Source organism: Enemella evansiae (assembly GCF_002250705.1).
Classification (GTDB): Bacteria; Actinomycetota; Actinomycetes; order Propionibacteriales; family Propionibacteriaceae; genus Enemella; species Enemella evansiae.
The window spans coordinates 161,953-188,761 of sequence record NZ_NMVP01000037.1 but is presented as its reverse complement, the minus strand read 5'-3'; the positions used below and the strand labels follow the sequence as shown (position 1 = coordinate 188,761).

The 26,809-nt window shown below is 70.7% G+C and carries 24 protein-coding genes and 1 tRNA gene; 22 read left to right on the top strand and 3 right to left on the bottom strand.

What is annotated here, in order from left to right; all coding sequences use genetic code 11:
* On the bottom strand, nt 1–999 hold the full coding sequence (locus BI335_RS20045) for an AAA family ATPase (RefSeq protein ID WP_094361209.1): 999 nt from the start codon (nt 997–999) through the stop codon (nt 1–3).
* A gap of 206 nt (nt 1,000–1,205) precedes the next feature.
* On the bottom strand, nt 1,206–1,571 hold the full coding sequence (locus tag BI335_RS20040) for a VOC family protein (RefSeq protein WP_094425987.1): 366 nt from the start codon (nt 1,569–1,571) through the stop codon (nt 1,206–1,208).
* 362 nt (nt 1,572–1,933) lie between these two features.
* Between BI335_RS20040 and mraZ the strand changes: the two genes are divergently transcribed.
* From mraZ to pyk, 22 genes are all read left to right on the top strand, one after another.
* Nucleotides 1,934–2,368: a division/cell wall cluster transcriptional repressor MraZ gene (gene mraZ / locus BI335_RS20035; protein ID WP_094361063.1), complete on the top strand. Its 435-nt coding sequence runs from the start codon at nt 1,934–1,936 to the stop codon at nt 2,366–2,368.
* Between the two features lie 209 nt (nt 2,369–2,577).
* Nucleotides 2,578–3,543 (top strand): 16S rRNA (cytosine(1402)-N(4))-methyltransferase RsmH, encoded by a 966-nt coding sequence (gene rsmH / locus BI335_RS20030; protein WP_094433138.1) that lies wholly within the window; start codon nt 2,578–2,580, stop codon nt 3,541–3,543.
* Nucleotides 3,540–4,214 carry a hypothetical protein gene (locus BI335_RS20025; RefSeq protein WP_094403467.1) on the top strand — a complete coding sequence of 225 codons (675 nt, stop codon included), beginning with the start codon at nt 3,540–3,542 and terminating at the stop codon, nt 4,212–4,214. The genes rsmH and BI335_RS20025 overlap by 4 nt, the downstream gene beginning before the upstream one ends.
* Nucleotides 4,215–6,188: a peptidoglycan D,D-transpeptidase FtsI family protein gene (locus BI335_RS20020; RefSeq protein WP_094433136.1), complete on the top strand. Its 1,974-nt coding sequence runs from the start codon at nt 4,215–4,217 to the stop codon at nt 6,186–6,188.
* 45 nt (nt 6,189–6,233) lie between these two features.
* The gene (locus tag BI335_RS20015) at nt 6,234–7,904 is read left to right on the top strand and encodes a UDP-N-acetylmuramoyl-L-alanyl-D-glutamate--2,6-diaminopimelate ligase (protein ID WP_094433134.1); all 1,671 of its coding nucleotides are present in this window, start codon (nt 6,234–6,236) and stop codon (nt 7,902–7,904) included.
* Nucleotides 7,904–9,442 (top strand): UDP-N-acetylmuramoyl-tripeptide--D-alanyl-D-alanine ligase, encoded by a 1,539-nt coding sequence (locus BI335_RS20010; protein WP_094433132.1) that lies wholly within the window; start codon nt 7,904–7,906, stop codon nt 9,440–9,442. Before BI335_RS20015 ends, BI335_RS20010 begins: the two co-directional genes overlap by 1 nt.
* Nucleotides 9,439–10,509, top strand: coding sequence for a phospho-N-acetylmuramoyl-pentapeptide-transferase (gene mraY, locus BI335_RS20005; RefSeq protein ID WP_094361053.1), 1,071 nt, complete (start codon nt 9,439–9,441; stop codon nt 10,507–10,509). The genes BI335_RS20010 and mraY overlap by 4 nt, the downstream gene beginning before the upstream one ends.
* Nucleotides 10,491–12,014 (top strand): UDP-N-acetylmuramoyl-L-alanine--D-glutamate ligase, encoded by a 1,524-nt coding sequence (murD, locus tag BI335_RS20000; RefSeq protein ID WP_094433129.1) that lies wholly within the window; start codon nt 10,491–10,493, stop codon nt 12,012–12,014. The genes mraY and murD overlap by 19 nt, the downstream gene beginning before the upstream one ends.
* A gap of 11 nt (nt 12,015–12,025) precedes the next feature.
* Nucleotides 12,026–13,357, top strand: coding sequence for a putative lipid II flippase FtsW (gene ftsW / locus BI335_RS19995; protein ID WP_229117810.1), 1,332 nt, complete (start codon nt 12,026–12,028; stop codon nt 13,355–13,357).
* Nucleotides 13,358–13,402: 45 nt separating this feature from the next.
* Complete coding sequence (gene murG / locus BI335_RS19990; RefSeq protein ID WP_094361049.1) at nt 13,403–14,503, top strand: undecaprenyldiphospho-muramoylpentapeptide beta-N-acetylglucosaminyltransferase; 1,101 nt, start codon at nt 13,403–13,405, stop codon at nt 14,501–14,503.
* Between the two features lie 12 nt (nt 14,504–14,515).
* A complete protein-coding gene (gene murC, locus BI335_RS19985) occupies nt 14,516–15,937 on the top strand; it encodes a UDP-N-acetylmuramate--L-alanine ligase (protein ID WP_094405393.1) in 1,422 nt (473 codons plus the stop codon).
* Entirely contained in the window at nt 15,921–16,640 is a 720-nt protein-coding gene (locus BI335_RS19980) for a cell division protein FtsQ/DivIB (RefSeq protein ID WP_094433126.1), read from the top strand. Before murC ends, BI335_RS19980 begins: the two co-directional genes overlap by 17 nt.
* Before the next feature lie 64 nt (nt 16,641–16,704).
* Nucleotides 16,705–18,021, top strand: coding sequence for a cation:proton antiporter (locus BI335_RS19975; protein ID WP_094433124.1), 1,317 nt, complete (start codon nt 16,705–16,707; stop codon nt 18,019–18,021).
* A gap of 172 nt (nt 18,022–18,193) precedes the next feature.
* A complete protein-coding gene (gene ftsZ / locus BI335_RS19970) occupies nt 18,194–19,552 on the top strand; it encodes a cell division protein FtsZ (protein WP_094425950.1) in 1,359 nt (452 codons plus the stop codon).
* 4 nt (nt 19,553–19,556) lie between these two features.
* Nucleotides 19,557–20,327, top strand: a complete 771-nt coding sequence (locus BI335_RS19965) for a polyphenol oxidase family protein (protein WP_094405391.1) — start codon at nt 19,557–19,559, stop codon at nt 20,325–20,327.
* Nucleotides 20,328–20,586: 259 nt separating this feature from the next.
* Nucleotides 20,587–21,108 (top strand): cell division protein SepF, encoded by a 522-nt coding sequence (locus BI335_RS19960; RefSeq protein WP_094361037.1) that lies wholly within the window; start codon nt 20,587–20,589, stop codon nt 21,106–21,108.
* A gap of 30 nt (nt 21,109–21,138) precedes the next feature.
* Nucleotides 21,139–21,432: a YggT family protein gene (locus tag BI335_RS19955; RefSeq protein WP_094361035.1), complete on the top strand. Its 294-nt coding sequence runs from the start codon at nt 21,139–21,141 to the stop codon at nt 21,430–21,432.
* 213 nt (nt 21,433–21,645) lie between these two features.
* Entirely contained in the window at nt 21,646–22,731 is a 1,086-nt protein-coding gene (locus BI335_RS19950) for a DivIVA domain-containing protein (RefSeq protein WP_094433122.1), read from the top strand.
* A 108-nt stretch (nt 22,732–22,839) separates the two neighbouring features.
* The gene (locus BI335_RS22425) at nt 22,840–23,580 is read left to right on the top strand and encodes a TraR/DksA family transcriptional regulator (RefSeq protein WP_094405390.1); all 741 of its coding nucleotides are present in this window, start codon (nt 22,840–22,842) and stop codon (nt 23,578–23,580) included.
* Complete coding sequence (gene lspA, locus BI335_RS19940) at nt 23,577–24,197, top strand: signal peptidase II (RefSeq protein WP_094433120.1); 621 nt, start codon at nt 23,577–23,579, stop codon at nt 24,195–24,197. Before BI335_RS22425 ends, lspA begins: the two co-directional genes overlap by 4 nt.
* Entirely contained in the window at nt 24,194–25,123 is a 930-nt protein-coding gene (locus BI335_RS19935; protein WP_094433118.1) for an RluA family pseudouridine synthase, read from the top strand. The genes lspA and BI335_RS19935 overlap by 4 nt, the downstream gene beginning before the upstream one ends.
* A gap of 57 nt (nt 25,124–25,180) precedes the next feature.
* Nucleotides 25,181–26,632 carry a pyruvate kinase gene (gene pyk, locus BI335_RS19930; protein ID WP_094433116.1) on the top strand — a complete coding sequence of 484 codons (1,452 nt, stop codon included), beginning with the start codon at nt 25,181–25,183 and terminating at the stop codon, nt 26,630–26,632.
* A gap of 57 nt (nt 26,633–26,689) precedes the next feature.
* Here pyk and BI335_RS19925 read toward each other — a convergent pair.
* Nucleotides 26,690–26,774 (bottom strand) — tRNA-Leu (locus BI335_RS19925).
* Nucleotides 26,775–26,809 lie beyond the last annotated feature (35 nt).

The following is a 26,809-nucleotide window of genomic DNA, read 5'->3' as shown; positions in this document are numbered from 1 at the left end:
TCACTTGTCGGGGACCGGGACCGAGCGCAGCACGCCGTCGATGATGTCGCCGACCGACCGGCGGGCGAGCTGGGCATCGGTGGAGGGCAGCACCCGGTGTGAGAGCACCGAGTTGGCGAGCGCGGCCACGTCGTCGGGGGAGACGTAGTCCCGCCCGGCCATCGCGGCGTACGCCCGGACGGCGCGGAGCAGTTGCAGCGAGGCACGCGGGGAGGCGCCGAGCCGCAGGTCCGGGGTGTTCCGGGTCGCGGTGACGACGGCGACCAGGTATTCCTTGACCGCGGGGGCCACGTAGACGTCCTTGACCGCGTCGATCAGGCCGAGCACGGTGGCGGCGTCGGTGACCGGCTCCAGGGCATCGAGCGGGTCGCGGGTGCCGTGGTGCTCGAGCATGTCGAGCTCGGACTTCGTGGTCGGGTAGCCCATCTGGATCCGGGCCATGAAGCGGTCGCGCTGGGCCTCGGGGAGGGGATAGGTGCCCTCCATCTCGATCGGGTTCTGGGTGGCCACCACCATGAACGGCAGCTCCAGTTCGTAGGTGGTGCCGTCGACCGACACCTGGCGCTCCTCCATCGACTCCAGCAGCGCCGACTGGGTCTTCGGCGAGGCGCGGTTGATCTCGTCGCCCACGACGATGTTGGCGAAGATGCCGCCGGGCTTGAACTCGAACTCGCGCCGCTCCTGGTTGAACACCGAGACACCGGTGATGTCGGAGGGCAGCAGGTCGGGGGTGAACTGGATGCGGCGCACCGAACCCTCGATGGAGCGGCCGATCGCCTTGGCCAGCATGGTCTTGCCGACCCCGGGCACGTCCTCGAGCAGCAGGTGACCCTCGGCCAGCAGCACCACCAGGGCGGTGTCGATCGGCTCGCGCTTGCCCTCGATCACCGACTCGATGGCCTCGCGCACCCGGCCCACCACGGTCAGGACGTCATCGACCCCGTAGTTGCGGCTGGGGCCCGCACCACGGCGTCCGACGACCGGGTTGGAGCCCGTCATCGGGCCGTCGCGATCCTCGTCGTAGTAGGAGCTCAACTGTTCCTCCGTCTGCTCTTCGCACCTGCTGTGTCCGGGTGCGGTGGCATTCGGAAGCTCCGCGAGACCGCCCGAAGGCAGCGCGCGGCGCACGCGGCCACAGTCACCCGGGGGACCACCTTACGCGGTCGAGCAATAGATCACGATTCGGCAACGGAGGTACGCCGCGGTCAGCCCCAGTTGGCGGCGTCGGTCAGGCAGAAGGGGTGGCCGGCCGGATCGAGCAGCACCCGCCAGGTGTCACCGGGTTGCGGATCGGCCAGGGTGGCGCCCAAGGCGAGTGCACGCTGCTCGTCGGCGGCGATGTCCTCGCTGGCGAGGTCGAGATGGAACTGTTTGCTGCCGTTCTCGTTCGGCCAGCCAGGGGGTTGGTAACCGGGTACGGCGCCCAGGCCGAGTGCCGGGCCGGAGTCGTCGCCGAGCATCGCGTACCCCTCGCCCTCGGCGAGCACCTGCCAGCCGAGCAGGGCGGACCAGAACTTCGTCAGCGGCGGCACCTCGGCGCAATCCAGGGTGATCATCTTCAGTGCGGTCATGCCGTCAGTCTGCTCGGTCGCGGGCCGGCTGTCCCGCGGATTCGCGATCCACTCCACTTCCCTCCACCGGTACGCCCCAGAGGGTCCGTTCGGGCGCCTCACAGGTCGCACAGGCCACTTCTGTCACAGCCGTCTGCTACCGGGGACCGGGTCTGTGTCGTCGGACGCCGCCGGGGTCGACCCGCTCGCTCGGGGTGAAACCCCTTGTCAGGGCGCACTCGCGCGGGCCCGCGGCCTGGCCTGGGGCGTACCGGGGAGAAAAGTGGGGGAAAACTTGCCTCCAGTGGGGGAAAGTGGAGTACTGTGGAGCGCAGTGGAGCGAATCGGCACGATTCGGGAGCCAGGGGAGGTGGACCTCAGTCATGTTTCTGGGGACGCACCAACCGAAGCTCGACGAAAAGGGCCGCTTCTTTCTGCCGGCGAAGTTCCGTGAGGAGCTGGCCGAGGGATTGGTGATCAGCCGTGGTCAGGACCGCTGTCTGACCATCTATCCCGAGGCGGTCTTCGCAGGCATCGCCCGCCAGATGGCGTCCGGTCCCTCGACCGTGAAGCAGGTCCGCGACTTCCAGCGCATGCTGGCGGCCGGGGCCAGCAACGAGGTGCCGGACAAGCAGGGCCGGGTCACGATCCCGCCCCAGCTGCGCAGATATGCGGGGCTGGACAAGGAGATCGTCGTGGTCGGCGCCATCGACCGGGTCGAGGTCTGGGACGCGACGGCATGGGAGACCTACTCCACCGAGCAGGAATCGGTCTTTGCCGAGATGAACGACGAGGTCTTCCCCGGCCTCACCCAGTGAGGGGTGGACGAGGGGGCCGCACGTGTCGTGAGGCTTCGGCCCGAGAGGCGGGCTGGCTGGCACACCTTCCCCGGTGCCAGGCAGCTTTCCCACCGCTTTTCGGGACGAAACCTGGCGACACGTTCGCCGTTCGGGCACCCGCCCGGGCGGTCGGTACGAATCCCGGGTCGAGCGGAGCCCGCGCCGCAGGCGCAGGTGAGGGGAGGACGATGCAGGTGGTCCAGGCCGCACGCCACGTCCCCGTCCTGCGTGATCGCATCACCGATCTGCTGACACCCGCGCTCGCCGCGCCCGGTTCGGTCTTCGTCGACTGCACCCTCGGCCTCGGCGGGCACACCGAGGCGCTGCTCACCCGTTGCCCCGAGGCCCGTGCGATCGGTCTCGACCGCGACCCGCAGGCCCTGGCGTACGCCGCCGAGCGGCTCGCCCCGTTCGGTGACCGGGTCCGCTTCGTCGAGGCCGTCTACGACGAACTGCCCGAGGTGCTCACCGATCTGGGTACGCCGCAGGTCCAGGCGGTGCTCGCCGACCTGGGGCTGTCCTCGCTGCAGATCGACCGCACCGAACGCGGTTTCGCCTATGCCACCGACGCCCCGCTGGACATGCGGATGGACGCCCAGCAGCCGCTCACCGCCGCCGTGGTGCTGAACACCTACGCCCCCGGTGACCTGGTCCGGATCCTGCGCGGCTACGGCGAGGAACGGTTCGCCGACCGGATCGTCCGCGCCATCGTCAGCGAGCGTGACCGGGAACCCTTCGACACCTCGGCCCGGCTGGTCGAGACGATCGCCGGTGCCATCCCGGCCGCCGCCCGGCACGCCGGCGGCGGACATCCCGCTAAGCGCACCTTCCAGGCCCTGCGGATCGAGGTGAACCGCGAGCTCACCGCGCTCGAGGGGATGCTGCCGGTGGCCATCGCCGCGCTCGCCCTGGGCGGCCGGATCGCGGTGCTGGCGTACCACTCGCTGGAGGACCGCGCAGTCAAGCAGGCGCTGCGCACCGCCTCGGAATCCCGCGCCCCCCGCGGCCTGCCGGTGGTACCGCCCGGGATGGGCCCGGAACTGCAGCTGCTCACCCGCGGTGCCGAGAAACCCTCGGCCACCGAGATCGCCGAGAACCCCCGCGCCGCCTCTGCCCGGTTGCGCGCCGCCGTCCGGATCGAGGAGGCCCGATGAGCGCCCAGACCACCCTGTCGCCCCGCGAATCCGGGTCCACCCCGTCCCGGCCGCGGCTCCGTGCGGTGCCCTCGACCGGCCGGCAGCTGGCGACCGTCCCGTTCGTGGTGGTGCTGGCCGCGATCCTCGGCGTCGGCATGGTCGGCCTGCTGCTGTTGAACACCAGCCTGCAGAACCAGGCCTTCCAGGCCAGCCAGTTGAAGCGTCAGGCCGCGGAGATGGCGTACGCCGAGGGCGAGCTCAGCCAGCGCGTGGTGGAGGCGGGGTCGACCACCGAGCTGACCCGCAAGGCCTCCGACCTGGGCCTGCGGCCCAACTACTTCGTCGGTTTCCTGGTGCTGCCCGACGGCCGGATCGTTGGCGATCCGAAGGCCGCCGACCCGGCGTACCTGCCCAGTGCGGTGACCCGCAGCACCGAGGAGCAGGCCCAGATCCGCGCCGACAAGGCCCGCCAGGACGCCCAGCAGCGCGCCGCCGACGAGCGCAAGGTGCTGGAGAACAACCGCACCCGGATCCAGAAGGCCCAGGCCAAGCAGCAGGCCGACCGGGAGGCCGAGCTGGCCCGCCAGCAGCAGGCCGCCCAGGCCCAGCAGAACCAGAACCAGGCTCAGAACCAGGCGAGCCAGCCGAACCAGCAGCCGACGACCGCGCCGACCCAGGGGAGCCGCTAGATGGCCGACCAGAACCGCCGCCGCCCGACCAGCACCCGCTCCGGTGGGGTGCGGTCCACCAGTGCCCGATCGAACAGTGCCCGATCGAGCAGTGGCCGGCGCCCCGCCACCCGGCAGTCCGCGGCCGCCCGCTCCGGTCAGCGCCGCCCGGCGACCCGTCGCCCGGCCACCCGTCGCCCCGCGACCCGCCGCCCCCGCGGCCATCGCCCGCCGCTGCGGATGCCGCTGGGCGCTGCCGACAAGCGGCTGCGCGTCGCCCTGCTGGTGCTGGCGATCGTGGTGTCGATCTGCGGCGGCCGGCTGCTGCAGCTGCAGGGTTTCGACTCGAACGCCTACGCCGCCACCGCCGCGGCACAGATGACCCGCACGGTGGCGATGCCCGCGGTCCGCGGCACCATCACCGACCGCAACGGCGCCGTGCTGGCCGACACCGCCGCCGCGGTGATGATCACCGCCGACCCGACCCTGATCAACACCACCGACCCGAAGACCAACCGGGTCAACCAGGTCGCCGATCTGCTGGTCAAATACGTCGGCGGCAACCGTGACGACTACCTCAAGGCGCTCACCAAGCCGGACACCAAGTATTCGGTGGTCGCCCGCAAGGTGCCCGCTGCGGCGTACCAGCGGCTGGCGCTGGAACTCAGCTCGGCCAGCATCTACGGCATCTTCCGCGAGTCCGACCCGATCCGCAGCTACCCGGAGAAGAGCACCGCGGCCGCCGTCGTCGGCTTCGTCGGCGGCGACTCCAAGGGCCAGGGCGGCCTGGAGTACTCGATGAACGCCGAGCTGTCCGGCACCCCCGGCAAGGAGATGTACGAGTCCTCGCCGAGCGGCTACCGGATCCCGCTGGGCACCAATGTGGTCACCCCGCCCACCGACGGCACCAACTACCAGCTCACCCTGGACAGCGAGCTGCAGCTGATCGCCGAGCGCAAGCTGGCCCAGACGGTGGAGGAGTCCAAGGCCAGGTCGGGCACCGCGATCACCATGAACATCAAGACCGGTGAGGTGCTGGCGATGGCCAATGTGCCCACCTTCGACGCCAACAACGCCGCCGGGGCACGCAGCGAGGACCTGTTCAACCGGGCCGTCACCCAGGCGTACGAACCCGGTTCGGTGCAGAAGATCCTCACCATGTCGGCGCTGATGGACGCCGGGTTGGTCGAACCCGACACCCGGCTGGTGGTGCCGCCGAGCATCAAGTCCGGCGACGGGGTGGTCAAGGACGTCTGGCAGCACGGGTACGCCCAGGTCACCGCCCGCGGCGCGTTCACCTACTCCTCCAACATCGGCACGATCATGATGACCCGCAAGATGGACACCGCCGCCTACCGGGACGCGCTGCTGCGGCTGGGCCTCGGCAAGCCGACCGGGATCGAGCTGCCCGGTGAGGCCGCCGGTTACGTCCCGCCGGCCGACATGCCCGGCTACACCCGCGACCAGATCGCCTTCGGCCAGGGTCTTTCGGTGACCGCGATCCAGAACGCCGCCGCGATCGCCGGGGTGCTGAACAACGGCGTCTACAACCCGCCGACGATCATCAAGGGCGCCACCGACGCCAACGGCAACCAGGTCCCGACCCCGCCCCGGGAGCAACCGCGCCGGGTGGTCTCGGAGCAGACCTCGAAGAACATCGCCTCGATGATGGAGTCGGTCGTCGGCCCCGGTGGTTTCGCCGGCTCGATGGCGATGGATGAGTACCGGATCGGTGGCAAGACCGGTACCTCGGAGGTCTACGACGCGGAGAAGGGCAAGTACGAGGGGTTCATCTCCTCCTTCGCCAGCATGGCCCCGGCCGAGGATCCGCAGATCCTCACCTATGTGGTCGTCAACGACCCGACCAAGGGCTACACCGGCGGCGCCGTCGCCGGCCCGGTGGCCTACGACGTGATGCGCACGGCGCTGCCGCGGTACGGGGTGCTGCCCTCCACCGGCAAGCGGCCGACCGAGTCACAACTCACCTGGGACTGAGCCGATTTGTGCGATTCACCGGCGCTTTTGGGTAGGTTCTCCCCGATGAGCGATCAGAGCCGTGGTGCGCGAGGCCTGCTCCGTCCCGCTCCGCACCCTGTCCCGCTGGCCCGGCTGCTGCCGGGCCAGTCCGGTGTCCCCGCCGACGCGGGTGCGCCCGATCTCGACCAGGTGCAGGTCAGCGGGGTGACCCTGGATTCGCGGATCGTCGCCCCCGGCGACCTCTATGTGGCCCTGCCCGGGGCCCGGGTGCACGGCGCCGATTTCGCCGCCGGTGCGGTGGCGGCCGGCGCGGTCGCGGTGCTCACCGATCCCACCGGCGCCGAACGGGCCACGGTGCCCCCGGGCGTACCGGTGCTGGTCGTCGACGACCCCCGGCAGGCGATGGCGGCGCTGGCCGCCGAGGTCTACGGCCGCCCCGCCGAGGCGTTGCGCGGGTTCGCGGTGACCGGTACCAACGGCAAGACCACCACCACCCACTTCCTGGCCGCCGCCCTGCACCGGCTCGGGCTGAGCGTCGGCACCATCGGCACCATCGGTTTCCGGCTCGACGACCAGCCGCTGGTCGGGCCCCGGACCACCGTCACCACCCCCGAATCGGTCGACCTGCAGGGCCTGCTCGGCCTGATGGTCGAGCGCGGCGCCGACGCGGTCGCGATGGAGGTGTCCTCGCACGCGCTGGCCCTGCACCGCGCCGACGGGGTGCGCTTCGACGTGGCCGGCTTCACCAACCTGGGTCGGGACCATCTGGAGTTCCACCACACGATGGCCAACTACTTCGAGGCCAAGGCCCAGCTGTTCACCCCCGAGCACTGCGCCCGGGCCGCGATCGTCGTCGACGACGAATGGGGCGTACGCCTGGCCCGCCGGCTGGCCGAGCGCGGTGACGTGCCGTTCCGCACCGTCAGCTGGGACAACCACCCGGTTCCGGGCGGCCGGCCGCCGGTCGACTATCGGGTCACCAACGTCGACGGCAGCTGGATCGAGGTCCGTACGCCGACCGCCGAGTGGCGCTTCGAGTGCGCGCTGCCGGGCGACTTCAACGTCCGCAACGCGGTGCTGGCGCTGGCGATGATCGACCTGGCCAATCTTGATTCGTCCGACGCCAGGCTGGACGCGGCCACCGCCGCCGAGGCCTTCGCCGAGTTGGCGGTCCCCGGCCGGATGCAGCCGGTACGCCTCGGGGCGGGCGCACCGCGGGCCTTCGTCGACTTCGCGCACACCCCGCAGGCCGTCGACGCGGTGCTCTCCGCGTTCGCGACCGAGCGCCGGGCCGGTGCCCGGGTGATCGCGGTGCTCGGCGCCGGTGGGGACCGCGATCCCAGCAAGCGCCGGCCGATGGGTGCGATCGCCGCGGCGACCGCCGACGTGCTGGTGGTCACCGACGACAACCCGCGGACCGAGGACCCGGCCGCGATCCGTGCCGAGGTGATCGCCGGTGCCGGGGAGAACGCGGTGGAGCCGGGGACCACGGGGGAGCGGGCCGAGGTCGTCGACGGTGGCGACCGGCGGCAGGCGATCACCGCGGCCCTGCGGCTGGCCGGCCCCGACGACATCGTCGCGGTGCTCGGCAAGGGCCACGAACAGGGCCAGGAGAGCAACGGCACCACGGTGCCCTTCGACGATGCCACGGTGCTGGCCGAGGCCTGGGCAGGGCTGGCGGCCGGTGCCACTGGGCAACAGGAGCAGATGACATCCGGGGAGGAACGACGCTGATGGAACCGCTGACCCTGACCCGGCTCGCCGAGGTCACCGGTGGCCGACTGGCCGCCGGTGACCCCGCCGACGACCGGCAGGTCGGGCCCGATGTGGTCATCGACTCCCGCCGGGTCACTCCCGGTGCGCTGTTCGTGGCACTCGCCGGTGAGCGCGTCGACGGCCACGACTACCTGGGCGCGGCCGCCGAGGCCGGCGCCGGGGCGTACCTGGTGCAGCGGATCCCCGACGGCCTGGACGACCGGATCACCGCGGCCTGCGTCGTGGTCGACGACCCGGTCGCCGCCCTCGGCCGGCTCGGCCGCTCGGTCATCGACGCGCTGCCCGAGCTCACGGTGATCGGCATCACCGGTTCCTCCGGCAAGACCTCCACCAAGGACCTGCTGGCCCAGCTGCTCGCCGACGCGGGCGAGACGGTGGCCCCCGAGGGCTCCTACAACAACGAGATCGGCGTACCGCTGACCGCCACCCGCGCCGATGCCTCGACCCGCTTCCTGATCAGCGAGATGGGTGCCCGCGGCCGCGGCCACATCAGCTACCTCTGCGAGCTCACCCCGCCGTCCATCGGGGTGGTGCTCAACGTCGGTCAGGCCCATGTCGGCGAGTTCGGCAGCCGGGACGCGATCGCGGTCGCCAAGGGGGAACTGGTCGAGGCGCTGCCGAGCGACGGCTGGGCGGTGCTGAACGGTACCGATTCGAGGGTCTCCGCGATGGCCGAGCGGACCAGCGCCCGGGTGGCACTGTTCTCCGCCGCCGGTCAACCCGACCAGCCCGCCGATCTGCTGGTCTGGGCCGACGAACCGGATGCCGACGACCTGGATCGCTATTCGTTCACCCTGGTCGTCGAGCGCAAGCGAGCAGTCGGAGTCGAGCGCAAGCGAGCAGTCGGTGTCGAGCAGCCCGGCGCCGAGGCGCAGCGGCATGCGGTGGCGCTGCGCCTGGTCGGGCGGCACCAGGTCGCCAATGCGGTGGCCGCGGCCGCCGCCGCCATCGTCGCCGGACTCGATCCGGCCCAGGTGGCGACCGGCCTGTCGGCCGCGACCAGCCGATCCCGCTGGCGGATGGAGGTCAGCGAGCGCGGTGACGGGGTGGTGGTGCTCAACGACGCCTACAACGCCAACCCCGATTCGATGATGGCCGCCCTGGAGTCGCTGGCCGCGATGGTCCGCCGGCGCCGGCACCGGCCCGGGTTCGAGCAGGCGCGCGGCTGGGCGGTGCTCGGCGAGATGCTCGAACTGGGTGACACCGCCCGTGCCGAGCACGAGGCCGTCGGCCGAGCGGTCGGTCAGCTCGGCATCGATCATCTTGTCGCGCTCGGCGCGGACGCCGAGGCGATGGTGGATGCTGCCCGCGTGGCGGGTTGTCCCGATCCCGTGGTTGCGGGAGAGACTGGGGAGGCCATCGCGCGGGTTCGTCCCGAGCCCGGGGACCTGGTGCTGGTCAAGGCCTCCCGGCTGATGGCGCTGGAGCGCGTCGCCGAGGCGCTGCTCGCGGCCGATCCGACCGATGAGTCGGGCACGAGGGGAGCGACCGAGTGAAGACGATCCTGCTGGCGGCGACCGCCGCCATGGTCTTCACGCTGCTCGGCACCCGGGTCGCGATCGGCATCCTGGTCAAGCACGGCTACGGCCAGTTCATCCGCGACGACGGCCCGACCGGTCACCACACCAAGCGCGGTACGCCCACCATGGGCGGCATCGTCATCATCATCGCCGTGGTGGCGGCGTACCTGCTCGCCCACCTGATCACCTGGCGGCCCCCGACGATGTCGGCGGTGCTGCTGCTCTATCTCTTCGTCGGGACCGGCGTCGTCGGCTTCCTCGACGACTGGACCAAGATCTCCAAGCAGCGCTCCCTCGGTCTGAACGCCAAGGCCAAACTGATCGGGCAGATCCTGGTCGCCGGCACCTTCGCGCTGCTCGCGTTCCAGTTCCCCAACGAGCGCGGGGTCACCCCGGCCAGCCCGGCGGTCTCCTTCCTGCGCGACATCCAGCCGCTCACCCTGGTGCTGCCGCTGGCGATCGTCTGGATCCTGCTGCTGATCGCCGGCGCCTCCAACGCGGTGAACCTCACCGATGGCCTGGACGGCCTCGCCACCGGCGCCTCGACGATGGTCTTCGGGGCGTACACGCTGATCAACCTGTGGCAGTACAACCAGTCCTGCGGTTCGCTGTCGACGGTGAACCCGCGCTGCTACGAGGTCCGCGACCCGCACGACCTGGCGGTGGTCGCCGCCGCCCTGGCCGGTGCCTGTTTCGGCTTCCTGTGGTGGAACACCAAGCCGGCCAAGATCTTCATGGGCGACTCCGGTTCGCTCTCGCTCGGTGGTGCGCTGGCCGGGCTGGCGATCCTGACCCGTACCGAGCTGCTGCTGGCCATCCTCGGCGGCCTGTTCGTGATCATCACCTGCTCGGTGATCCTGCAGGTCGGATATTTCAAGGCGACCAAGGGAAAACGGCTGTTCAAGATGGCACCACTGCAGCACCACTTCGAGCTGATGGGCTGGGGTGAGTCGACGATCGTGGTCCGGTTCTGGATCGTCTGCGGCATCTGCGTCACCCTCGGCCTGGGCATCTTCTACACCGAATGGGTGGCCGGACTGTGAGCGACATCGGCGCACCGCGCCCGACCCTGTACGCCGAGGCCGTCCGCGGCCGCTCGGTGCTGGTGGCCGGCCTCGGCCGCTCCGGGATGGCCGCGGCCGACGGGCTGCTGGAGTGCGACGCGCGGGTGCTGGTCGTCGACGACTCCGACACCGAGGCGAACCGCGAGAAGGCCCAGATCCTTCGCACCCTGGGCGCCGAGGTGCGCCTCGGTGCGGGTTCGACCGCCGAACTGCCCGAGGGCGTCGAGCTGGTCGTCGCCTCCCCGGGGCTGCGCCCGAGCACCCCGCTGCTCGCCGCCGCCGAGGCCGCCGGCGTACCGATCTGGTCGGAGATCGAACTCGCCTGGCAGGTCTCCGCCGCACCGCTGCCGGCGCCGGAGCGGACCCCCTGGCTGGCGGTCACCGGCACCAACGGCAAGACCACCACCGTCGAGATGTGTGCGGCGATGCTGACCGCCGCCGGGAACCGGGTCGCGCTGGTCGGCAACGTCGGCCGGCCGGTGATGGAGGCGCTGCTCGACACCGACGTCCGCTACGACGTGTTCGTGGTGGAGCTCTCCAGCTTCCAGCTGCACTACAGCCACAGCCTGCAGCTGCACTCGGCGGCGGTGCTGAACCTGGCGCCCGACCACCTCGAATGGCATGCCTCCCTCGAGGAGTACGCCGCGGACAAGGCCTCCATCTACCAGCGGGTCACCCACTCCTGCGTCTACAACGTCGACGACCCGGTCACCGAACGGATGGTCGAGGAGGCCGACGTCACCGAGGGCGCCCGCGCGATCGGTTTCACCCTGGGCACCCCGGGGATGTCGATGCTCGGCGTCGTCGACGACCTGCTGGTGGACCGGGCCTTCATCGAACAGCGCAAGACCTCCGCACTCGAGCTGGCCGAGGTCGGCGAGGTGCAGCCGAACGCGCCGCACAACATCGCCAACGCGCTCGCCGCCGCCGCCCTGGCCCGCAGCTTCGGCGTACCGGCCACCGCCGTCCGTGACGGGCTGCGCGCCCTGGAACTCGGCGGGCACCGGATCCAGACCGTCGCCACCGGCGACGGGGTCACCTGGGTCGACGACTCCAAGGCCACCAACCCGGCCGCCGCCGCCACCTCGATGCTCGCCTTCGACCCGATCGTCTGGATCGCCGGCGGGCAGGCCAAGGGCACCTCCTTCGACGAACTGCTGCCGCGGGTGGCCGATCGGTTGCGCGGTGCGGTGCTGCTCGGGGTGGACCGGGAACTGGTCCGCGACGCACTTTCCAGACACGCCCCCGATGTCCCCGTGATCGTCATCGACAACCCCGAGACTGGGGCGATGACGGAGGCGGTCGCTGCGGCGGCGGAGCTGGCCGGACCGGGGGACACGGTGCTGCTCGCACCGGGGTGCGCCAGCCTGGACATGTTCCGCTCCTACGGGGCCCGTGGTGATGCCTTCGCCGACGCGGTCCGGGCCCACCTCGGCGACGACCCCGACCGCAGCACCGAAGACGACGAGCCCGACCAGCACTGAGGAGGCAGCAGGTGGCGGTCCTTCCTTCCCCGGGATCCGAACGCTGGCCCAGCACCGCGTCGAAGCAGCACGCCTCGAAACGCGGCGGTGCGGACCGTGCCGGTGCGACCGCGCGCGGCGCCCGGTCCGCCTCCACCTCGTTCTCCTCGCTGGTGAAGGGTCTGTTGAACACCCCGTTGGCCAGCTTCTATCTGGTGCTGGTCTCCGCCGGGCTGCTGATCGGGCTCGGGGTGATGATGGTGCTGTCGGCCTCCAGCGTCTACGCCTACATGAACCTGAACGGCGACTCCTACTACTTCGTGAAGCGCCAGTCGGTCTTCCTGGTGGCCGGGGTGATCGCCGCCTTCGTGCTGGCCCGGGCCCGGCTGCGGACCCTGCGGCTGCTCGCCTGGATCGGGCTGGGGGTCGCCTTCGTGCTGCTGATCCTCACCTACACCCCCCTCGGTGTCACCGTGAACGGCAACGCGAACTGGGTCCGGCTCGGCTCCAGCTATCTGCAGCTGCAGCCCTCGGAGTTCGCGAAGCTGGCGATGATCATGTGGGGCGCGGATGTGCTGGCCCGCAAGAAGAAGCTGCTGGACCAGCCCCGGCACCTGCTGGTGCCGTTCCTGCCGGCGTCGATGCTGCTGGTGCTGCTGGTCGTCTTCCAGGGCGACATGGGCACCGCGGTGATCATGATGGGCATCATCGGCGGCATCCTGTGGATCATCGGTACGCCGATGCGGCTGCTCGGGCTGATGTTCGCCCTGGTCGTGACCGCGGTCGCCGCGCTGACCATCACCCAACCGAGCCGGATGCGCCGCTTCCTCGGCTTCCTCAACCCCACCGACGGCATCGACGGGGTGAACATGCAGGCCACGGTCGGGCAGTACGCGCTCGCCACCGGCGGCTGGTGGGGGGTCGGGCTGGGCGCCTCCCGGCAGAAGTGGGGATCGCTGCCCGAGGCGCACACCGACTACATCTTCGCGGTGATCGGCGAGGAGCTGGGGCTGTTCGGTGCGCTGACCGTGCTCGCGCTGTTCCTGATCCTCGGCTATGCCGGGATCCGGATCGCGTTGCGCAGCGACCACCTCTTCTATCGGATCGCGGCCTCGGGGGTGACGATCTGGTTCCTGTTCCAGGGCCTGGTCAACCTGTGCGTGGTGCTGCGGCTGCTGCCGGTGCTGGGTGTGCCGCTGCCGATGCTCTCGTATGGTGGGTCTGCGCTGCTGGCCAACCTGCTGGCGCTGGGGGTGCTGATCAACTGTGCCCGCAACGAGCCCGAGGCGCGACAGCTGCTGGCGGCCCGCCGGCGGCGACCTCAGCCGAAGATGACAACGGTGGTCGGCAGCCGCCGCGGCTGAAGCAGTCCGAGAAGTCGAGCAGGACCGAGCAGAGAGTAGGACCTGATGGTCAACGTCGTTCTCGCCGGTGGCGGTACCGCCGGCCACACCAGCCCGCTGATCGCCACCGCGGAGGCGCTGCGTTCCGCGGCGCCCGATGCCGGGCTGTCCGCGATCGGTACGCCCAAGGGCCTGGAGTCGCGGGTGGTGCCGGCCGCCGGGCTGGAGCTGGATCTGATCCCGCCGGTGCCGCTGCCGCGCAAGCCCTCGGCCGATCTGCTGCTGGTCGCGCCGCGGCTGGCCAAGGCGATCTCGGCGGCCAAGGAGGTGCTGGTGCGGCGGCGGGCCGAGGTGCTGGTCGGCTTCGGCGGTTATGTCGCGATGCCGGCGTACCTGGCCGCCAAGCAGCTCAAGCTGCCGATCGTGGTGCACGAGCAGAACTCGGTACCGGGGCTGGCCAACAAGATCGCCGCCAAGCTGACCGGCGAGGTCTACACCGCCTACCCGGAGACCGGTCTGGCCGATGGCACCTTCATCGGGCTGCCGCTGCGCACCGAGATCACCTCGCTGGACCGTTCGGGCGAGCACGACGCCGCCGCCAAGCACTTCGACCTGGACCCCGGCAAGCCGGTGTTCCTGGTCAGCGGTGGATCCCAGGGCGCCAAGTCGCTCAACGAGGCCGTGCTGAAGGCGTACCCGAAGCTGCTCGCCCGCGGGATCCAGGTGCTGCACGTGCTGGGCCGCAAGAACTTCACCGACGAGATGATGTCGCACACCGATGAGGAGACCGGCGCGGTGTACCGGCCCGTCGCCTACGTCGAGCACATGGAGCAGGCCTACGCCGCCGCCGACCTGATGCTGGGCCGCGCCGGCGCCGGCACCGTCGTCGAGACCGCGGTCGTCGGGCTGCCGAGCATCCTGGTGCCGCTGCCGCACGGCAACGGTGAACAGGCCCGCAACGCCGAGGCCGTGGTGACCGCCGGGGCCGCCCAGCTGCTCGAGGACTCCGCGCTCACCCCGGACTGGCTGTTGTCGGTGGTGCCGGAGCTGATCAACGATTCCGACGCGCTGGCGCGGATGAGCCGGGCCGGGCGCGACCTGATGCCGGCCAATGCCGCCGAGGTGCTCGCCAGCCGGGTGCTGGCCGTGTCGTCGCTGCGCGGCTGAGGCGGTCCGCGGATGAGCAGTGTCTTCGGCGCCCTGGTGCCACCGGTCGAACTGGTCGCCCCCGACCGGCTCGGGCCGGTGCACTTCATCGCCATCGGCGGTGCGGGGATGTCCGGGATCGCGGCCCTGTACGCCGAGCTCGGCGTACCGGTCTCCGGCTCGGACCAGGCCGCCTCGCCGGCGCTGGAGATGCTCGCCGAACGCGGGGTCCGGGTGCATGTCGGGCACGCCGCCGACCAGCTGGGTGATGCCGGGACCGTCGTGGTCTCCTCGGCGATCGCGGCGGACAATCCGGAACTGGCGGCCGCCCGGGAGCGCGGGCTGCGGATCTGGCACCGCTCCGCGGCGCTCGCTGCGTTGATGCTCGGCCGGCCGGGGATCGCGGTCGGCGGCACGCACGGCAAGACCACCACCTCGGCGATGGTGGCGCATCTGCTCAACGGGCTGGGCGAGCAGCCCGGATACGTGGTCGGCGCCCCGCTCGCCGACGGCCCGGCCTCCGCCCTCGGCGCGCCCGGGGCACCGTTCGTGGTCGAGGCCGACGAGTCCGACGGATCCTTCCTGCAGTACCCGGCCGAGGTCGCGGTGGTGACCAACATCGAGGCCGACCATCTCGACAACTGGGGCACCCCGCAGGCGTACGCCGACGGTTTCGGCGAGTTCGTCGGCCGGGCCCGGGTGGCCGGGTTGAACGCCGACGATCCCGGTACGATCGCGATCTTCGGTGCCCGGGCCGACGGCTTCGGTGCCGCGCCGGGGGCCGGGTTGCGGATCGGGTCGGTGTCGGCCGCCGGTTTCGGCAGCACCGCCGAGATCTCGCTGGGCCAGGACCGTGCCACGCTGCGGCTGCAGGTCCCCGGGGCGCACAACGTGCACAATGCCGCGGCCGCACTCTGGTCGGTCCGGGCCACCCTGGGGGAGCGCTTCGATCTGGCCCGTGCCTGCGCGGTGCTCGGCGACTTCCGCGGCACCCATCGGCGGTTCTCGCCGGTCGGCGAGGCCGGCGGCGTCCGGGTCTTCGACGACTACGCCCACCATCCGACCGAGCTGGTCGCCACCCTGTCCGCGGCGCGCGCCGGCCTCGCGGGGACCGGGGGCCGGCTGATCGCCTGCTTCCAGCCGCACCTGTTCTCCCGGACCCGGGATTTCGCCGCGGAGTTCGGCCGGGCGCTCGCGCTCGCCGACGAGACGGTGCTGATGGAGATCTATCCGGCCCGCGAGCGGGCCGAGGACTTTCCCGGGGTGACCAGTGAGCTGCTCGTCGAGCACGCCCGCGCCGCCGGTGGTTCGGTACGCCTGGTCACCGACCGGGCGGCGGTGCCGGGAGCGGTGGCCGAGCTGGCCCGCCCCGGCGATGTGGTGCTGATCCTGGGTGCCGGTGATGTCACCCGTATCGCCCCGGAGGTGGTGACCGCAGTTGAGCAGCGTCGGTGACCTGAACCGGATGCGCCGGGGGCGGCGCCTGAAGGATCGGCGCCGCCGACTGCTGGTCTCGGGGATCGCGGCGCTGGTGGTGCTCCTGCTGCTGGTCGCCGGTTGGCTGGTGCTGCTGTCCCCGGTGCTGGCGTTGAAGCAGGTCGTGGTGAGCGGCACCTCGCTGCTCACCGCCGAGGAGGTGACCGCGACCGCCGCCGCGCCGATGGGCCGGCCGCTGGCCCGGGTCGCCGAGCAGCCGATCGCCGACCGGGTGGCGACCCTCCCGCAGGTGCAGCAGGTGCGGGTGGTCCGCTCCTGGCCGACGAGCCTGAAGATCGAGGTCACCGAGCGGCAACCGGCATTCGTCATCAACCGCGGCGGCCGCTGGCTGCTGGTGGATGAGGAGGGGATCGCGTTCGTCAGCCTGACCGAACGCCCGGAGAAGCTGATCGAGGTGCGGACCGAGCTGGTCCAGCCGGAGGCGCTGCGGCAGGTGGCGCAGGTGACCGGTGCGATGCCGGAGGATCTCGCCGGCCAGGTGGAACGGGTCGAGGTGCCCGGCCCGGACTCGATCAAGGTCGGGCTGCGCGGTGGCCGGGAGATCTTCTACGGCAGCGGCGCGGACGCCGAGCTGAAGGGCCAGGTCGCCGGTGCCCTGGTCCGGGCGACGAAGGCGAAGTGGATCGATGTGAGCGCCCCCGGTCACCCGGCGACCCGCTGAGGCGTACCGGGGTGTGCTTGGACACATTTCGGTTGACCCCCCGCGATCCGGTAAATAAGTCGACGTGTCGGCTGATTTCGTCTATCTGGTCCTCGGTGTCGCCCTGCTGCTGGCGGTGGTGCTGCCACTCGCCCTGTCCCGGTACGCGCTGTCGGCGCCACTGATCCTGGTGGTCGTCGGTGCGGTGATCGGCCTGCTGCCGTTCGACAAGTACGGGATCGACCCGATCTCCCAGCAGGGCTTCACCGAGCACCTCACCGAACTCACCGTGATCGTCGCGCTGATGGGCGTCGGGTTGGCGCTGGACCGCCCGCTGAGTCTGCTGCGGCCGAGCACCTGGCGCGGCTGGTCGCTGGCCTGGCGGTTGCTGCTGATCGCGATGCCGCTGAGCATCGCCGGGGTGGCGCTGCTCGGCTGGTGGGTGATGGGCCTGGCGCCCGCGGCGGCGCTGCTGCTCGGGGCCGCGCTGGCGCCCACCGACCCGGTGCTCGCCTCCGACGTGCAGGTCGGCGGGCCCTCGGTGGGGGAGAACAACGAGGAGATCGAGGAATCCGACCACGTCCGGTTCGCCCTCACCTCCGAGGCCGGGCTGAATGACGGCCTGGCGTTCCCGTTCGTCTACGCCGCGATCCTGATGGCCGGGTCCGGACCGGTCACCGAGTGGGCCTGGAAATGGGTCGGCTTCTATGTGATCGCCAAGATCGTCATCGGCGTACTGATCGGTGTCGCGGCCGGCTGGCTGCTCGGCAAGATCGCCTTCCGCTCCCGGCGGGAGTCGCTTGCGGTCGCCCAGCGCGGTGAACCGTTGCTGGCACTGGCGCTGATGCTGGCCTCCTACGGCGCCGCCGAACTCGCCCAGGGCTACGGCTTCCTGGCCGTCTTCGCGGCCGCGATGACGCTGCGCTCGATGGAACGCAGCCACCACTACCACGAGCAGATGCACTCGATGATCGAGCGGTTGGAGCAGATCTTCACCCTGATGGTGCTGCTGCTGCTCGGTATCGCACTCACCAACGGGTTGCTGGCGAACCTCAGCTGGCAGGGGATGCTGGTGGCGCTCGCCCTGGTCTTCGTGATCCGCCCGCTGGCCGGCTGGCTCGCGCTGCGGCTGTTCGCCGGACGGGAACCGATCCATGGGCCCGAACGGTGGGCGATCGCGATCTTCGGCGTCCGCGGGGTGGGCTCGGTCTACTACCTGGCGTACGCCGAGGGGCAGGCCCTGTTCCCGCAGCTGGGTGCGCTGTGGTCGACGATGGCGTTCGCGATCATCACCTCGGTGGTCGTGCACGGCATCTTCGCGACACCGGTGATGAAGCGGCTGGAGCGGTTCCGGGAGGCCCGCGTACCCGAGCTCGACACCTCAGGCTCAAGTAGAAGTTGAGACCAACACGCCCCATCCGGCCCATTTGTTGCCTCCGCTCTGAGCGGACACATAGCCTGTCTCGGAGCCGGAGTCGGAGCCGTGGCATCCCCCGAAGTGATCGCTGGATCATCGACGGGTCGACGGACTCGGCACAACCTGTCCGAACCCAGGAGAAAGAGGCGGAACCTCCGTGGTCAATCCATCCCAGAACTACCTCGCGGTCATCAAGGTCGTCGGTGTCGGAGGCGGTGGCGTCAACGCCGTCAACCGGATGATCGAGACCGGCCTGCGCGGGGTCGAGTTCATCGCGGTGAACACCGACGCCCAGGCCCTCCTGATGAGCGATGCCGACGTCAAGCTCGACATCGGCCGTGACCTGACCCGCGGGCTGGGCGCCGGCGCCGATCCGGACAAGGGCCGGCAGGCTGCCGAGGACCACTCCGAGGAGATCGAGGAGGTGCTCAAGGGCGCCGACATGGTCTTCGTCACCGCCGGTGAGGGTGGTGGCACCGGTACCGGTGGCGCCCCGGTCGTCGCCCGGATCGCCCGCTCGCTGGGGGCGCTGACCATCGGTGTGGTCACCCGGCCGTTCGGCTTCGAGGGCAAGCGCCGCTCGGTGCAGGCCGATACCGGGATCAACGCCCTCCGCGAGGAGGTCGACACCCTGATCGTGATCCCCAACGACAAGCTGCTGCAGATGACCGACCACCAGGTCGCCATCCTGGACGCCTTCAAGCAGGCCGACCAGGTGCTGATGCAGGGTGTCTCCGGCATCACCGACCTGATCACCACCCCGGGCCTGATCAACCTCGACTTCGCCGATGTGAAGTCGGTGATGTCGAACGCCGGGTCGGCGCTGATGGGTATCGGCTCCGCCCGCGGTGAGGACCGGGCCCGGGCGGCCGCCGAGATGGCGGTGTCCAGCCCGCTGCTGGAGGCCTCCATCGACGGCGCCCAGGGTGTGCTGCTGGCGATCGCCGGTGGTTCGGACATGGGCCTGTTCGAGGTGTCCAGTGCGGCCAACCTGATCCAGACCGCCGCCCACGACGACGCCAACATCATCTTCGGCACCGTGATCGACGACGCCCTCGGCGACGAGGTGCGGGTCACCGTGATCGCCGCCGGGTTCGCCGGTGGCGAGCCGCCGCGCCGCCAGCCCGGGGTCTCCTCCCGACAGGGCCAGGCTGGCCGCGAGCAGCAGCAGGAACGGCAGCCGGCCCCCCAGGCCTCGCACTCGCCGTTCGGGGTGGGCGACCGCAGCCAGGGCCAGACCCACCGTGCCGGGCAGGGCCTGCAGGGCCAGTCCCCGGCGGCGCCGCAGCCGCAGCAGGGCCAGTCCCAGCAGGGTCAGTCCCAGCAGGGTCAGTCCCCGCAGCAGGGTCAGCCGGCCCAGGGTGGCTATGGCCAGCAGCAGGGCCAGGGCGGTTACGGCGCGCAGCCGGGCGCCGGTCAGGGCACCGGCGGCAGCCAGCGCACCACCGCGCCCGGACCGCTCTCCGGCCAGCCGGACGACGGCGACGACCTGGATGTCCCCGACTTCCTGAAGTGACCGGGTGTTCAGCCACCTGCAGCACGCCGACCCCGCCACCGGCGGGGTCGGTGTCGCATTCACCGACCGGTTCGGCGGGGTCACCCCGGGCCCGATGGGATCGCTGAATCTCGGGCGTACCGATGTCGACGCGGTCGATCACGTGACCGAGAACTTCGAGCGGGTACGCCGGGCGCTCGGCGTGCGTGCGGTGGTCACCAGCAGCCAGGTGCACGGCACCGCGGTGGACGAGGTGGGCGCCGATCGGCTCGCCGACTGGGGGCCGGCGAGCCCGCTGGGCAGTTCCGCCGGGGGCCCGTCGCTGCCGACCGCCGACGCCCAGCTGACCAGCGAGCGCCGGGTCGCGCTCTGCATCCGGGTCGCCGACTGCGTACCGGTGCTCTTCGCCGATCCCGTCGCGGGCCTGGTCGGGGCCGCGCATGCCGGCCGGGTGGGGCTGGCCGACGGGGTGCTCCCGGCCACCGTCGCCGCGCTGCGCGAGCGGGGGGCGGGGGAGTTGACCGCCTGGATCGGCCCGCACATCTGCGGCGGCTGCTACGAGGTACCGGTCGAGCTGCAGGCGAGCGTGGCCGAGGTGCTGCCCGGCGCGGCCTGCCGGACCGACTGGGGTACCCCCGGGCTTGACCTCGGCGGCGCGGCCGAGAAGCAACTCGTCGACCTGGGCTGCACCGTCCAACGACTCGACCCCTGCACGCGGACCACCGACTCCCTGCACTCCCACCGCCGCGACGGCGCCGCCGCCGGCCGACTCGCCGGCCTCATCTGGCTCGGGTAATACCCTCGTCGAGTAGAACCCCTACCATTCTGATCCGGTCGGGGCATCGTCCTTCGGTCCGAGCATGGTGTGCCATGCCCCAACCGAACTCCCATGCCCCGAGCACGGAACGTGGCTCAGGCACGGGGTGGGTGATGGTGCGCTGCGCGCGAGCCGACAAAGACGCGCGTGTCGGGCGTACACGAGAAGTCGGCGCGGGTAGGCTCGACTCCGTAGGTCCGAGCGGGGAAATTCCCCGAGATCGCGGGAGGCGGAATCGATGGCCGGAAGTAGACTGCGGGGCGCAGCCGAGTGGCTCGGCCTCACCACGTCCGAGCGGTACGACCGCTCGTATGACTACGACTCCGACGTCGAGCTCACCGAGAACGTCGATACCGATGTCGACGACGAGGTGGAGGACTCGGCGAGCGTGCACGACCTGCAGCATCGCCGCAGCGCGCAGACCCGGGTGGTCGAGCCGCAGCAGCGCAGCGCCGCCCCGGCGGCGCGCCCGCGGACGGCGGACATCTCGCGGATCATCACCGTGCACCCGCGCACCTACAACGAGGCGCGCACCATAGGGGAGCACTTCCGCGACGGTGTCCCGGTGATCATGAACCTCTCCGAGATGGAGGACGCCGACGCCAAGCGACTGGTCGACTTCGCGGCCGGGCTGATCTTTGGTCTGCGTGGCACCATTGAGCGTGTCACCAGCAAGGTGTTCCTGCTGTCCCCGCAGAACGTGAACGTGACCGCGGAGGACAAGGAACGCATCGCCGGCGGGTTCTTCAACCAGAGCTGACCCCCGGCCCGACCCAGCCAGGAGCGGTTCATGGTCCTGATCGGCCAGATCATCGATTTCATCCTGTGGGCCTACATCATCGTGCTGTTCGCCCGCATGGTGCTCAGCTGGGTCCCGCTGTTCGCGCCGGACTGGCGCCCCAAGGGCCCGCTGCTGGTGGTCGCCGAAGCGATCTACACCGTCACCGATCCGCCGCTGCGCGCCCTGCGCCGGGTGATCCCGCCGGTCCGGATGGGCAATGTGATGCTGGACCTGGGGTTCATGGTCCTCTGGCTGCTGATCATCGTGCTGCGCAGTGTGAACGCGCGCATCTTCTTCGCCTAGAGCCGGTACGCCGGGGGCTCCAGCTCGAGAACTGCCCGATCCGCGGAAGCAGGCCGATCGATCAGAACTGGACTCAGATGCGGTGCGGGGGGCTTCCGGGGGGCGGAGTCTCCCGGCCGTGGTGCTACGCTCGGTGGCCGAGGTGCCAGTGTGCCGCTGGTGCCTGCCCGCGCAACGGCATGTCCCTGCTCCCGAATCTTGTTGAGGTGAACGATGACCCTGACCCTGGACGAAGTCCGCAAGACAAAGTTCCACATGGCCCGGCGGACCGGATACGAGGTGTCGGAGGTCGATCTCTTCGTCGACCGCGTCGAGGCCTCGTTCGCCCAGCTCGCCGAGGAGAACCAGTCCCTCAAGCAGCAGGTCGAGGCGCTCAAGCAGGCGCAGCAGCGCAGCGAGGACCGCCGCGAGCCGAGCAACGAGGAACTCCGCCGCCAGCAGCAGGCGCAGCAGCAGACCCAGCAGCTCCAGCAGCAGACCCAGCCCCAGCAGGCCGTCGGCCAGCAGACCACCGGGCAGCAGGGCACCGGCCAGCAGCTTTCCGGCCAGCAGGCCCAGGCCACCGGCGGCAAGATGGTCGTCACCACCAGCGCCGAGGCCAGCCCGGCCGTCGTCCGGCTGGTGCAGATGGCCACCGAGCAGGCCGAGAACCTGGTCAACGAGGCCGAGCGGGAGGCGAAGCAGAAGCTCGACGACGCCAACCAGAAGGCGCACCAGCTGACCACCGACGCGCGGACCCGCGCCGATCGGGTCGAGTCCGAGGCCCGGGTGAACGCCGAGAAGATGACCAACGAGTCGCAGGCCAAGGCCGCCGATCTCGATCGTCAGGTCGGCGCCCGGCGTACCGAACTGTTCGCCGGTCTGGAGACCGAGCGCAACCAGCTCCAGCAGGCCGTCAGCCAGCTGCGCGACTTCGAGCAGCGCTACCGGCAGTCCTTCACCCAGCAGCTGCGCCAGCAGATCCAGACCATCGAGTCCGGCACCATCGAGCCGGCCGACCGTCCGGCCGGGCTGGACAAGGCCGACGCGCCGCAGCAGGCCGCCCGCCGCGGGCACACCGAGGACGACCGCTCCGGCCAGGGGCAGCAGGGCCAGGCCGCTCAGCAGTCCCAGCCGCAGCGCGGTCAGACCGGGCAGCAGGGGCAGACCGGTTCGCAGGGCCAGACCCAGCAGCAGGGCCAGTCCCAGCAGGGCCAGTCCCAGCAGGGTCAGGGCCAGCAGGGTCAGGGTCAGCAGTCCAGCAGCACCCCGCGGTTGGACGCCCTGCTGGGTGACAACAACCAGCAGCGCAACAACTGATTCCAACTGCCGCAGGCACATCATTCGAAGGGGTCCCGCCGAGCGGGGCCCCTTCGTGTACGCTTCAGCGGACACTGAGCGCCTGAAGCCCCGAGAAGGAGCCCGTTGATGCCCACTGCCAAGAAGGCCGAGAAGGCCTCCGCGGCCAAGAAGCCGGCGGCCAAGAAGGCCCCGGCGAAGGCGACGAGCCCGGCCAAGAAGTCGTCCGCGGCCAAGAAGACCACCGCCAAGAAGGCCCCCGCGAGCAAGGCGGCCCCGGCGAAGCAGGCCAGCGCGACGAAACAGGCGACCCCGGCCAAGCAGACCGCGACCAAGAAGGCGCCGGCCAAGCAGCCGACCTCGGACGAGAAGCCGGCGACCAAGAAGGCCCCGGCCAAGCAGGCACCGGCGAAGCAGGCCGCCGCCGACACCGCACCCCGCGGGCTCGACCCGAACCGCAAGCCGGCCAGCAAGCCGTCGGAGTTCCCGGTACGCCAGGGTGAGGACAAGTGGACCCGGGCCGAGCTGGATGAGGTCCGCAACGATCTCGAGGCCGAGGTGGTCAAGCACCGCCGCTCGATCGAGCTCGCCGAGGCCGAGCTGCAGGAGCTGCTCGCCGACGGTGCCGACGGCGCCGGCCGGGACGCCGCCGATGTCGGCTCGGCCAACTTCGAGCGGGACCAGGAGATGTCGCTGGCCGCGGCCGCCCGGGAGATGCTCACCCAGACCGAGCACGCCCTGCGGTTGATCGACCAGGGGCTCTACGGCTGGTGCGAGAGCTGCGGGGAACCGATCGGCAAGGGCCGGTTGCAGGTCTACCCGCGCGCCACCATGTGTGTGGTCTGCAAGCAGCGGCACGAGAGGCGATGAGCGGATCCAGCGCCCCGCGCGCCCGGGTGATCAGCCGCCGCGCCGCGGTGGCCACCTTCACCACCGCGGCCCTGATCGGGATCGCCGCCGATGTGGTGACCAAGATCCTGGCGATCCAGTACCTCGCCCCGGCCGATCCGAAACCGCTGCTGGGGTGGGTGCTGCAGCTCTATCTGATCCGCAACCCCGGGGCGGCGTTCTCCATCGGTGCCGGCTTCACCCCGGTCTTCACCGTGCTCGCCTTCCTGGTGCTGGTCGGTCTGCTCTGGTTCGTGGTGCCGAAGGTGCGCCACCGGGGCTGGGCGATCGGGCTGGGTCTGGTGGTGGCCGGGATCACCGGCAACCTGATCGACCGACTCTTCCGCCCACCCGGTTTCGGCCGCGGTCACGTGGTCGACATGCTGATGCTGCCGCGCTGGCCGATCTTCAACCTGGCCGACGTCTGCGTGGTCTCCGGGGCGATCCTGATCATGCTGATCTGGGTGGTCCGCGGGATCGCCATGGACGGTACGCCGGAACCGGGCCGCGAAGACAAGAGCGGCAAGACCGACAAGACCGACAAGACCGAGACCAGCGCCGCCGGCGCCGATCCCGAGCCGGGTGACCCGGTCCGATGAGCGGGCAGTCCCGGATCCTGCTGGTCCCCGACGGGCTGGACGGTGAGCGGGTCGACGCGGCCGCGGCCCGGATGCTCGGCCTGTCCCGCAGCCGGGTCGCCGAGCTGGCCGGCGAGGGCCAGGTCAGCCTGGACGGTACGCCGGTCGGCAAGTCCGACCGGGTGCGCTCCGGGGCGATGCTGGAGGTGCTGCTGCCGGAGGTGACCGCCGGCGTACCGGTCACCCCCGAGGTCGTCGAGGGCGTCCGGATCGTGCACGACGACCGCGACATCGTCGTGGTCGACAAACCTGTCGGCGTCGCCGCGCATCCCTCGCTGGGCTGGGACGGCCCGTCGGTCACCGAGCACCTGGCCGGGGCCGGGTTCCGGATCTCCACCTCCGGCGCGCCGGAACGCCAGGGCGTGGTGCAGCGGCTGGACGTCGGCACCTCCGGGCTGATGGTGCTGGCCAAGAGCGAGCAGGCGTACACGGTGCTCAAACAGGCCTTCCGGGACCGCACCGTCGACAAGACCTATCACGCGGTCGTGCAGGGGCACCCGGACCCCTTCGACGGCACCATCGAGGCACCGATCGGGCGGCATCCCGGGGCGGACTGGAAGATGGCGATCACCGCCACCGGCCGACACTCGGTGACCCACTACGAGACGCTCGAGGCGATGGTCGCGGCGACCCTGCTGGAGATCCATCTGGAGACCGGGCGTACCCATCAGATCCGGGTGCACATGGCCGCCATCAAGCATCCCTGCGTCGGCGACCCGACCTATGGCGGTGACCCGAAGCTGGCGGCCCGGCTCGGGCTGGAACGGCAGTGGTTGCATGCGGTACGCCTCGGCTTCATCCATCCCGGCACCGGGGAGTACGTGAGCTTCGAGTCGGACTATCCCGACGATCTTTCCCACGCGTTGGAACAGCTGCGCGCGAGTTGATCCAAGGGCCTGTCGGCGGGCTGACCGACAGGTCACCGCGTTGATAGGGTCGAAGGTGTGCGGAGAGCGAAAATTGTGTGCACGCTCGGCCCGGCCACTTCGGGCGTGGAGCGACTGACAGAACTCGTCGAGGCGGGCATGAACGTGGCCCGTTTCAACATGAGCCACGGCGACCATTCCGAGCATGCCCGGAATCTGGCCGACCTGCGCCGGGCGGCCAGTCACGTCGGCCGGCCGGTCGGCATCCTGGCCGACCTGCAGGGGCCGAAGATCCGGCTGGGCCGGTTCGCCGAGGGCCAGGTCACCCTCACCTACGGCGACCGGTTCACCATCACCACCGACGACATCCCCGGTGACGCGACGCGCTGCTCGACCACCTTCAAGGGGTTGCCCGGTGACGTCAGCCCCGGCGATGTGATCCTGATCGACGACGGCCGGATCCAGCTGCGCGCGGAGAGCGTGACCGCTACCGATGTGATCACCCGGGTCACCGTCGGCGGCCCGGTCAGCAACAACAAGGGCATCAACCTGCCCGGGGTCGCGGTGAACGTGCCGGCGATGACCGAGAAGGACATCGAGGACCTGCGCTGGGCGCTGCGCAACGAGTTCGACATGGTGGCGCTGTCGTTCGTCCGGTCGGCCGAGGACGTGAAAATCGTGCATCAGGTGATGCGCGAGGAGGGCCGCCGGGTACCGGTGATCGCCAAGGTGGAGAAGCCGCAGGCGGTGGCCGCCATCGACGAGATCGTCGATGCCTTCGACGCGATCATGGTGGCCCGCGGTGACCTGGGCGTCGAGCTGCCGCTGGAGGATGTGCCGCTGGCGCAGAAGACGATCATCACCACCTGCCGTCGGATGGCCAAGCCGGTGATCGTCGCCACCCAGATGCTGGAGTCGATGATCAGCGCGCCGCGGCCGACCCGCGCCGAGGCCTCCGATGTCGCGAATGCGGTGCTCGACGGTGCCGATGCGGTGATGCTGTCGGGGGAGACCTCGGTGGGCACCTATCCGGTCGTCGCGGTCCAGACCATGGCACGGATCGTGACCAAGACCGAGGCCGCCGGCACCGACCGGATCGCCAGCATCGACTGGGATCCGCACACCACCGGCGGTGTGATCGCCAAGGCGGCGGTCGAGGTGGGGGAGCGGCTGGGTGTGAAATATCTGGTCGCCTTCACCAAGTCCGGTGACACCGCCCGTCGGCTGGCCCGGCTGCGCGCCTCGATCCCGATCCTGGTGTTCACCCCCGAGGACAAGACCCGGCAGGTGCTGACCCTGGTCTGGGGCGTGCAGTCCTTCCACATCCCCGAGGTCGACACGACCGATGAAATGGTCCAACTGGTGGACAAGGCGCTGATCGAGTCGGCACGGATCTCGGTCGGTGACCGGGTGGTGATCGTGGCCGGCTCCCCGGTCGGCATCCCGGGCAAGACCAATGCGCTGCGGGTGCACCGGATCCAGCCGCCGCTGTCGGAGACGACCCGGTCCGACTGGGACGGGGAGATCTGAGCGACCGGACGACAACAGGCGTACGCCCAGCTGGGCGTACGCCTGTTCCTTTCGTCGTACCGAGGAGGGGATTCGAACCCCTAAGGCCGATCAAGGCCAGACGGGTTTGAGCCGTCCGCGTATACCGTTCCGCCACCCCGGCAAGGTGCTGATCCACTCTAGCGGCTCGGCTCGGGG

Coding starts and splice junctions, on each gene's coding strand:
- murD (WP_094433129.1), top strand. CDS start 10,491: ATGGGTGGCCGGACTGTGAGCGACATCGGCGCACCGCGCCCGACCCTG.
- lspA (WP_094433120.1), top strand. CDS start 23,577: ATGAGCGGATCCAGCGCCCCGCGCGCCCGGGTGATCAGCCGCCGCGCC.
- rsmH (WP_094433138.1), top strand. CDS start 2,578: ATGCAGGTGGTCCAGGCCGCACGCCACGTCCCCGTCCTGCGTGATCGC.
- murC (WP_094405393.1), top strand. CDS start 14,516: ATGAGCAGTGTCTTCGGCGCCCTGGTGCCACCGGTCGAACTGGTCGCC.
- murG (WP_094361049.1), top strand. CDS start 13,403: ATGGTCAACGTCGTTCTCGCCGGTGGCGGTACCGCCGGCCACACCAGC.
- BI335_RS20040 (WP_094425987.1), bottom strand. CDS start 1,571: ATGACCGCACTGAAGATGATCACCCTGGATTGCGCCGAGGTGCCGCCG.
- BI335_RS19960 (WP_094361037.1), top strand. CDS start 20,587: ATGGCCGGAAGTAGACTGCGGGGCGCAGCCGAGTGGCTCGGCCTCACC.
- BI335_RS20015 (WP_094433134.1), top strand. CDS start 6,234: ATGAGCGATCAGAGCCGTGGTGCGCGAGGCCTGCTCCGTCCCGCTCCG.
- BI335_RS19935 (WP_094433118.1), top strand. CDS start 24,194: ATGAGCGGGCAGTCCCGGATCCTGCTGGTCCCCGACGGGCTGGACGGT.
- BI335_RS20025 (WP_094403467.1), top strand. CDS start 3,540: ATGAGCGCCCAGACCACCCTGTCGCCCCGCGAATCCGGGTCCACCCCG.
- BI335_RS22425 (WP_094405390.1), top strand. CDS start 22,840: ATGCCCACTGCCAAGAAGGCCGAGAAGGCCTCCGCGGCCAAGAAGCCG.
- BI335_RS19955 (WP_094361035.1), top strand. CDS start 21,139: ATGGTCCTGATCGGCCAGATCATCGATTTCATCCTGTGGGCCTACATC.
- mraZ (WP_094361063.1), top strand. CDS start 1,934: ATGTTTCTGGGGACGCACCAACCGAAGCTCGACGAAAAGGGCCGCTTC.
- BI335_RS19950 (WP_094433122.1), top strand. CDS start 21,646: ATGACCCTGACCCTGGACGAAGTCCGCAAGACAAAGTTCCACATGGCC.
- BI335_RS20020 (WP_094433136.1), top strand. CDS start 4,215: ATGGCCGACCAGAACCGCCGCCGCCCGACCAGCACCCGCTCCGGTGGG.
- BI335_RS20010 (WP_094433132.1), top strand. CDS start 7,904: ATGGAACCGCTGACCCTGACCCGGCTCGCCGAGGTCACCGGTGGCCGA.
- BI335_RS20045 (WP_094361209.1), bottom strand. CDS start 999: ATGACGGGCTCCAACCCGGTCGTCGGACGCCGTGGTGCGGGCCCCAGC.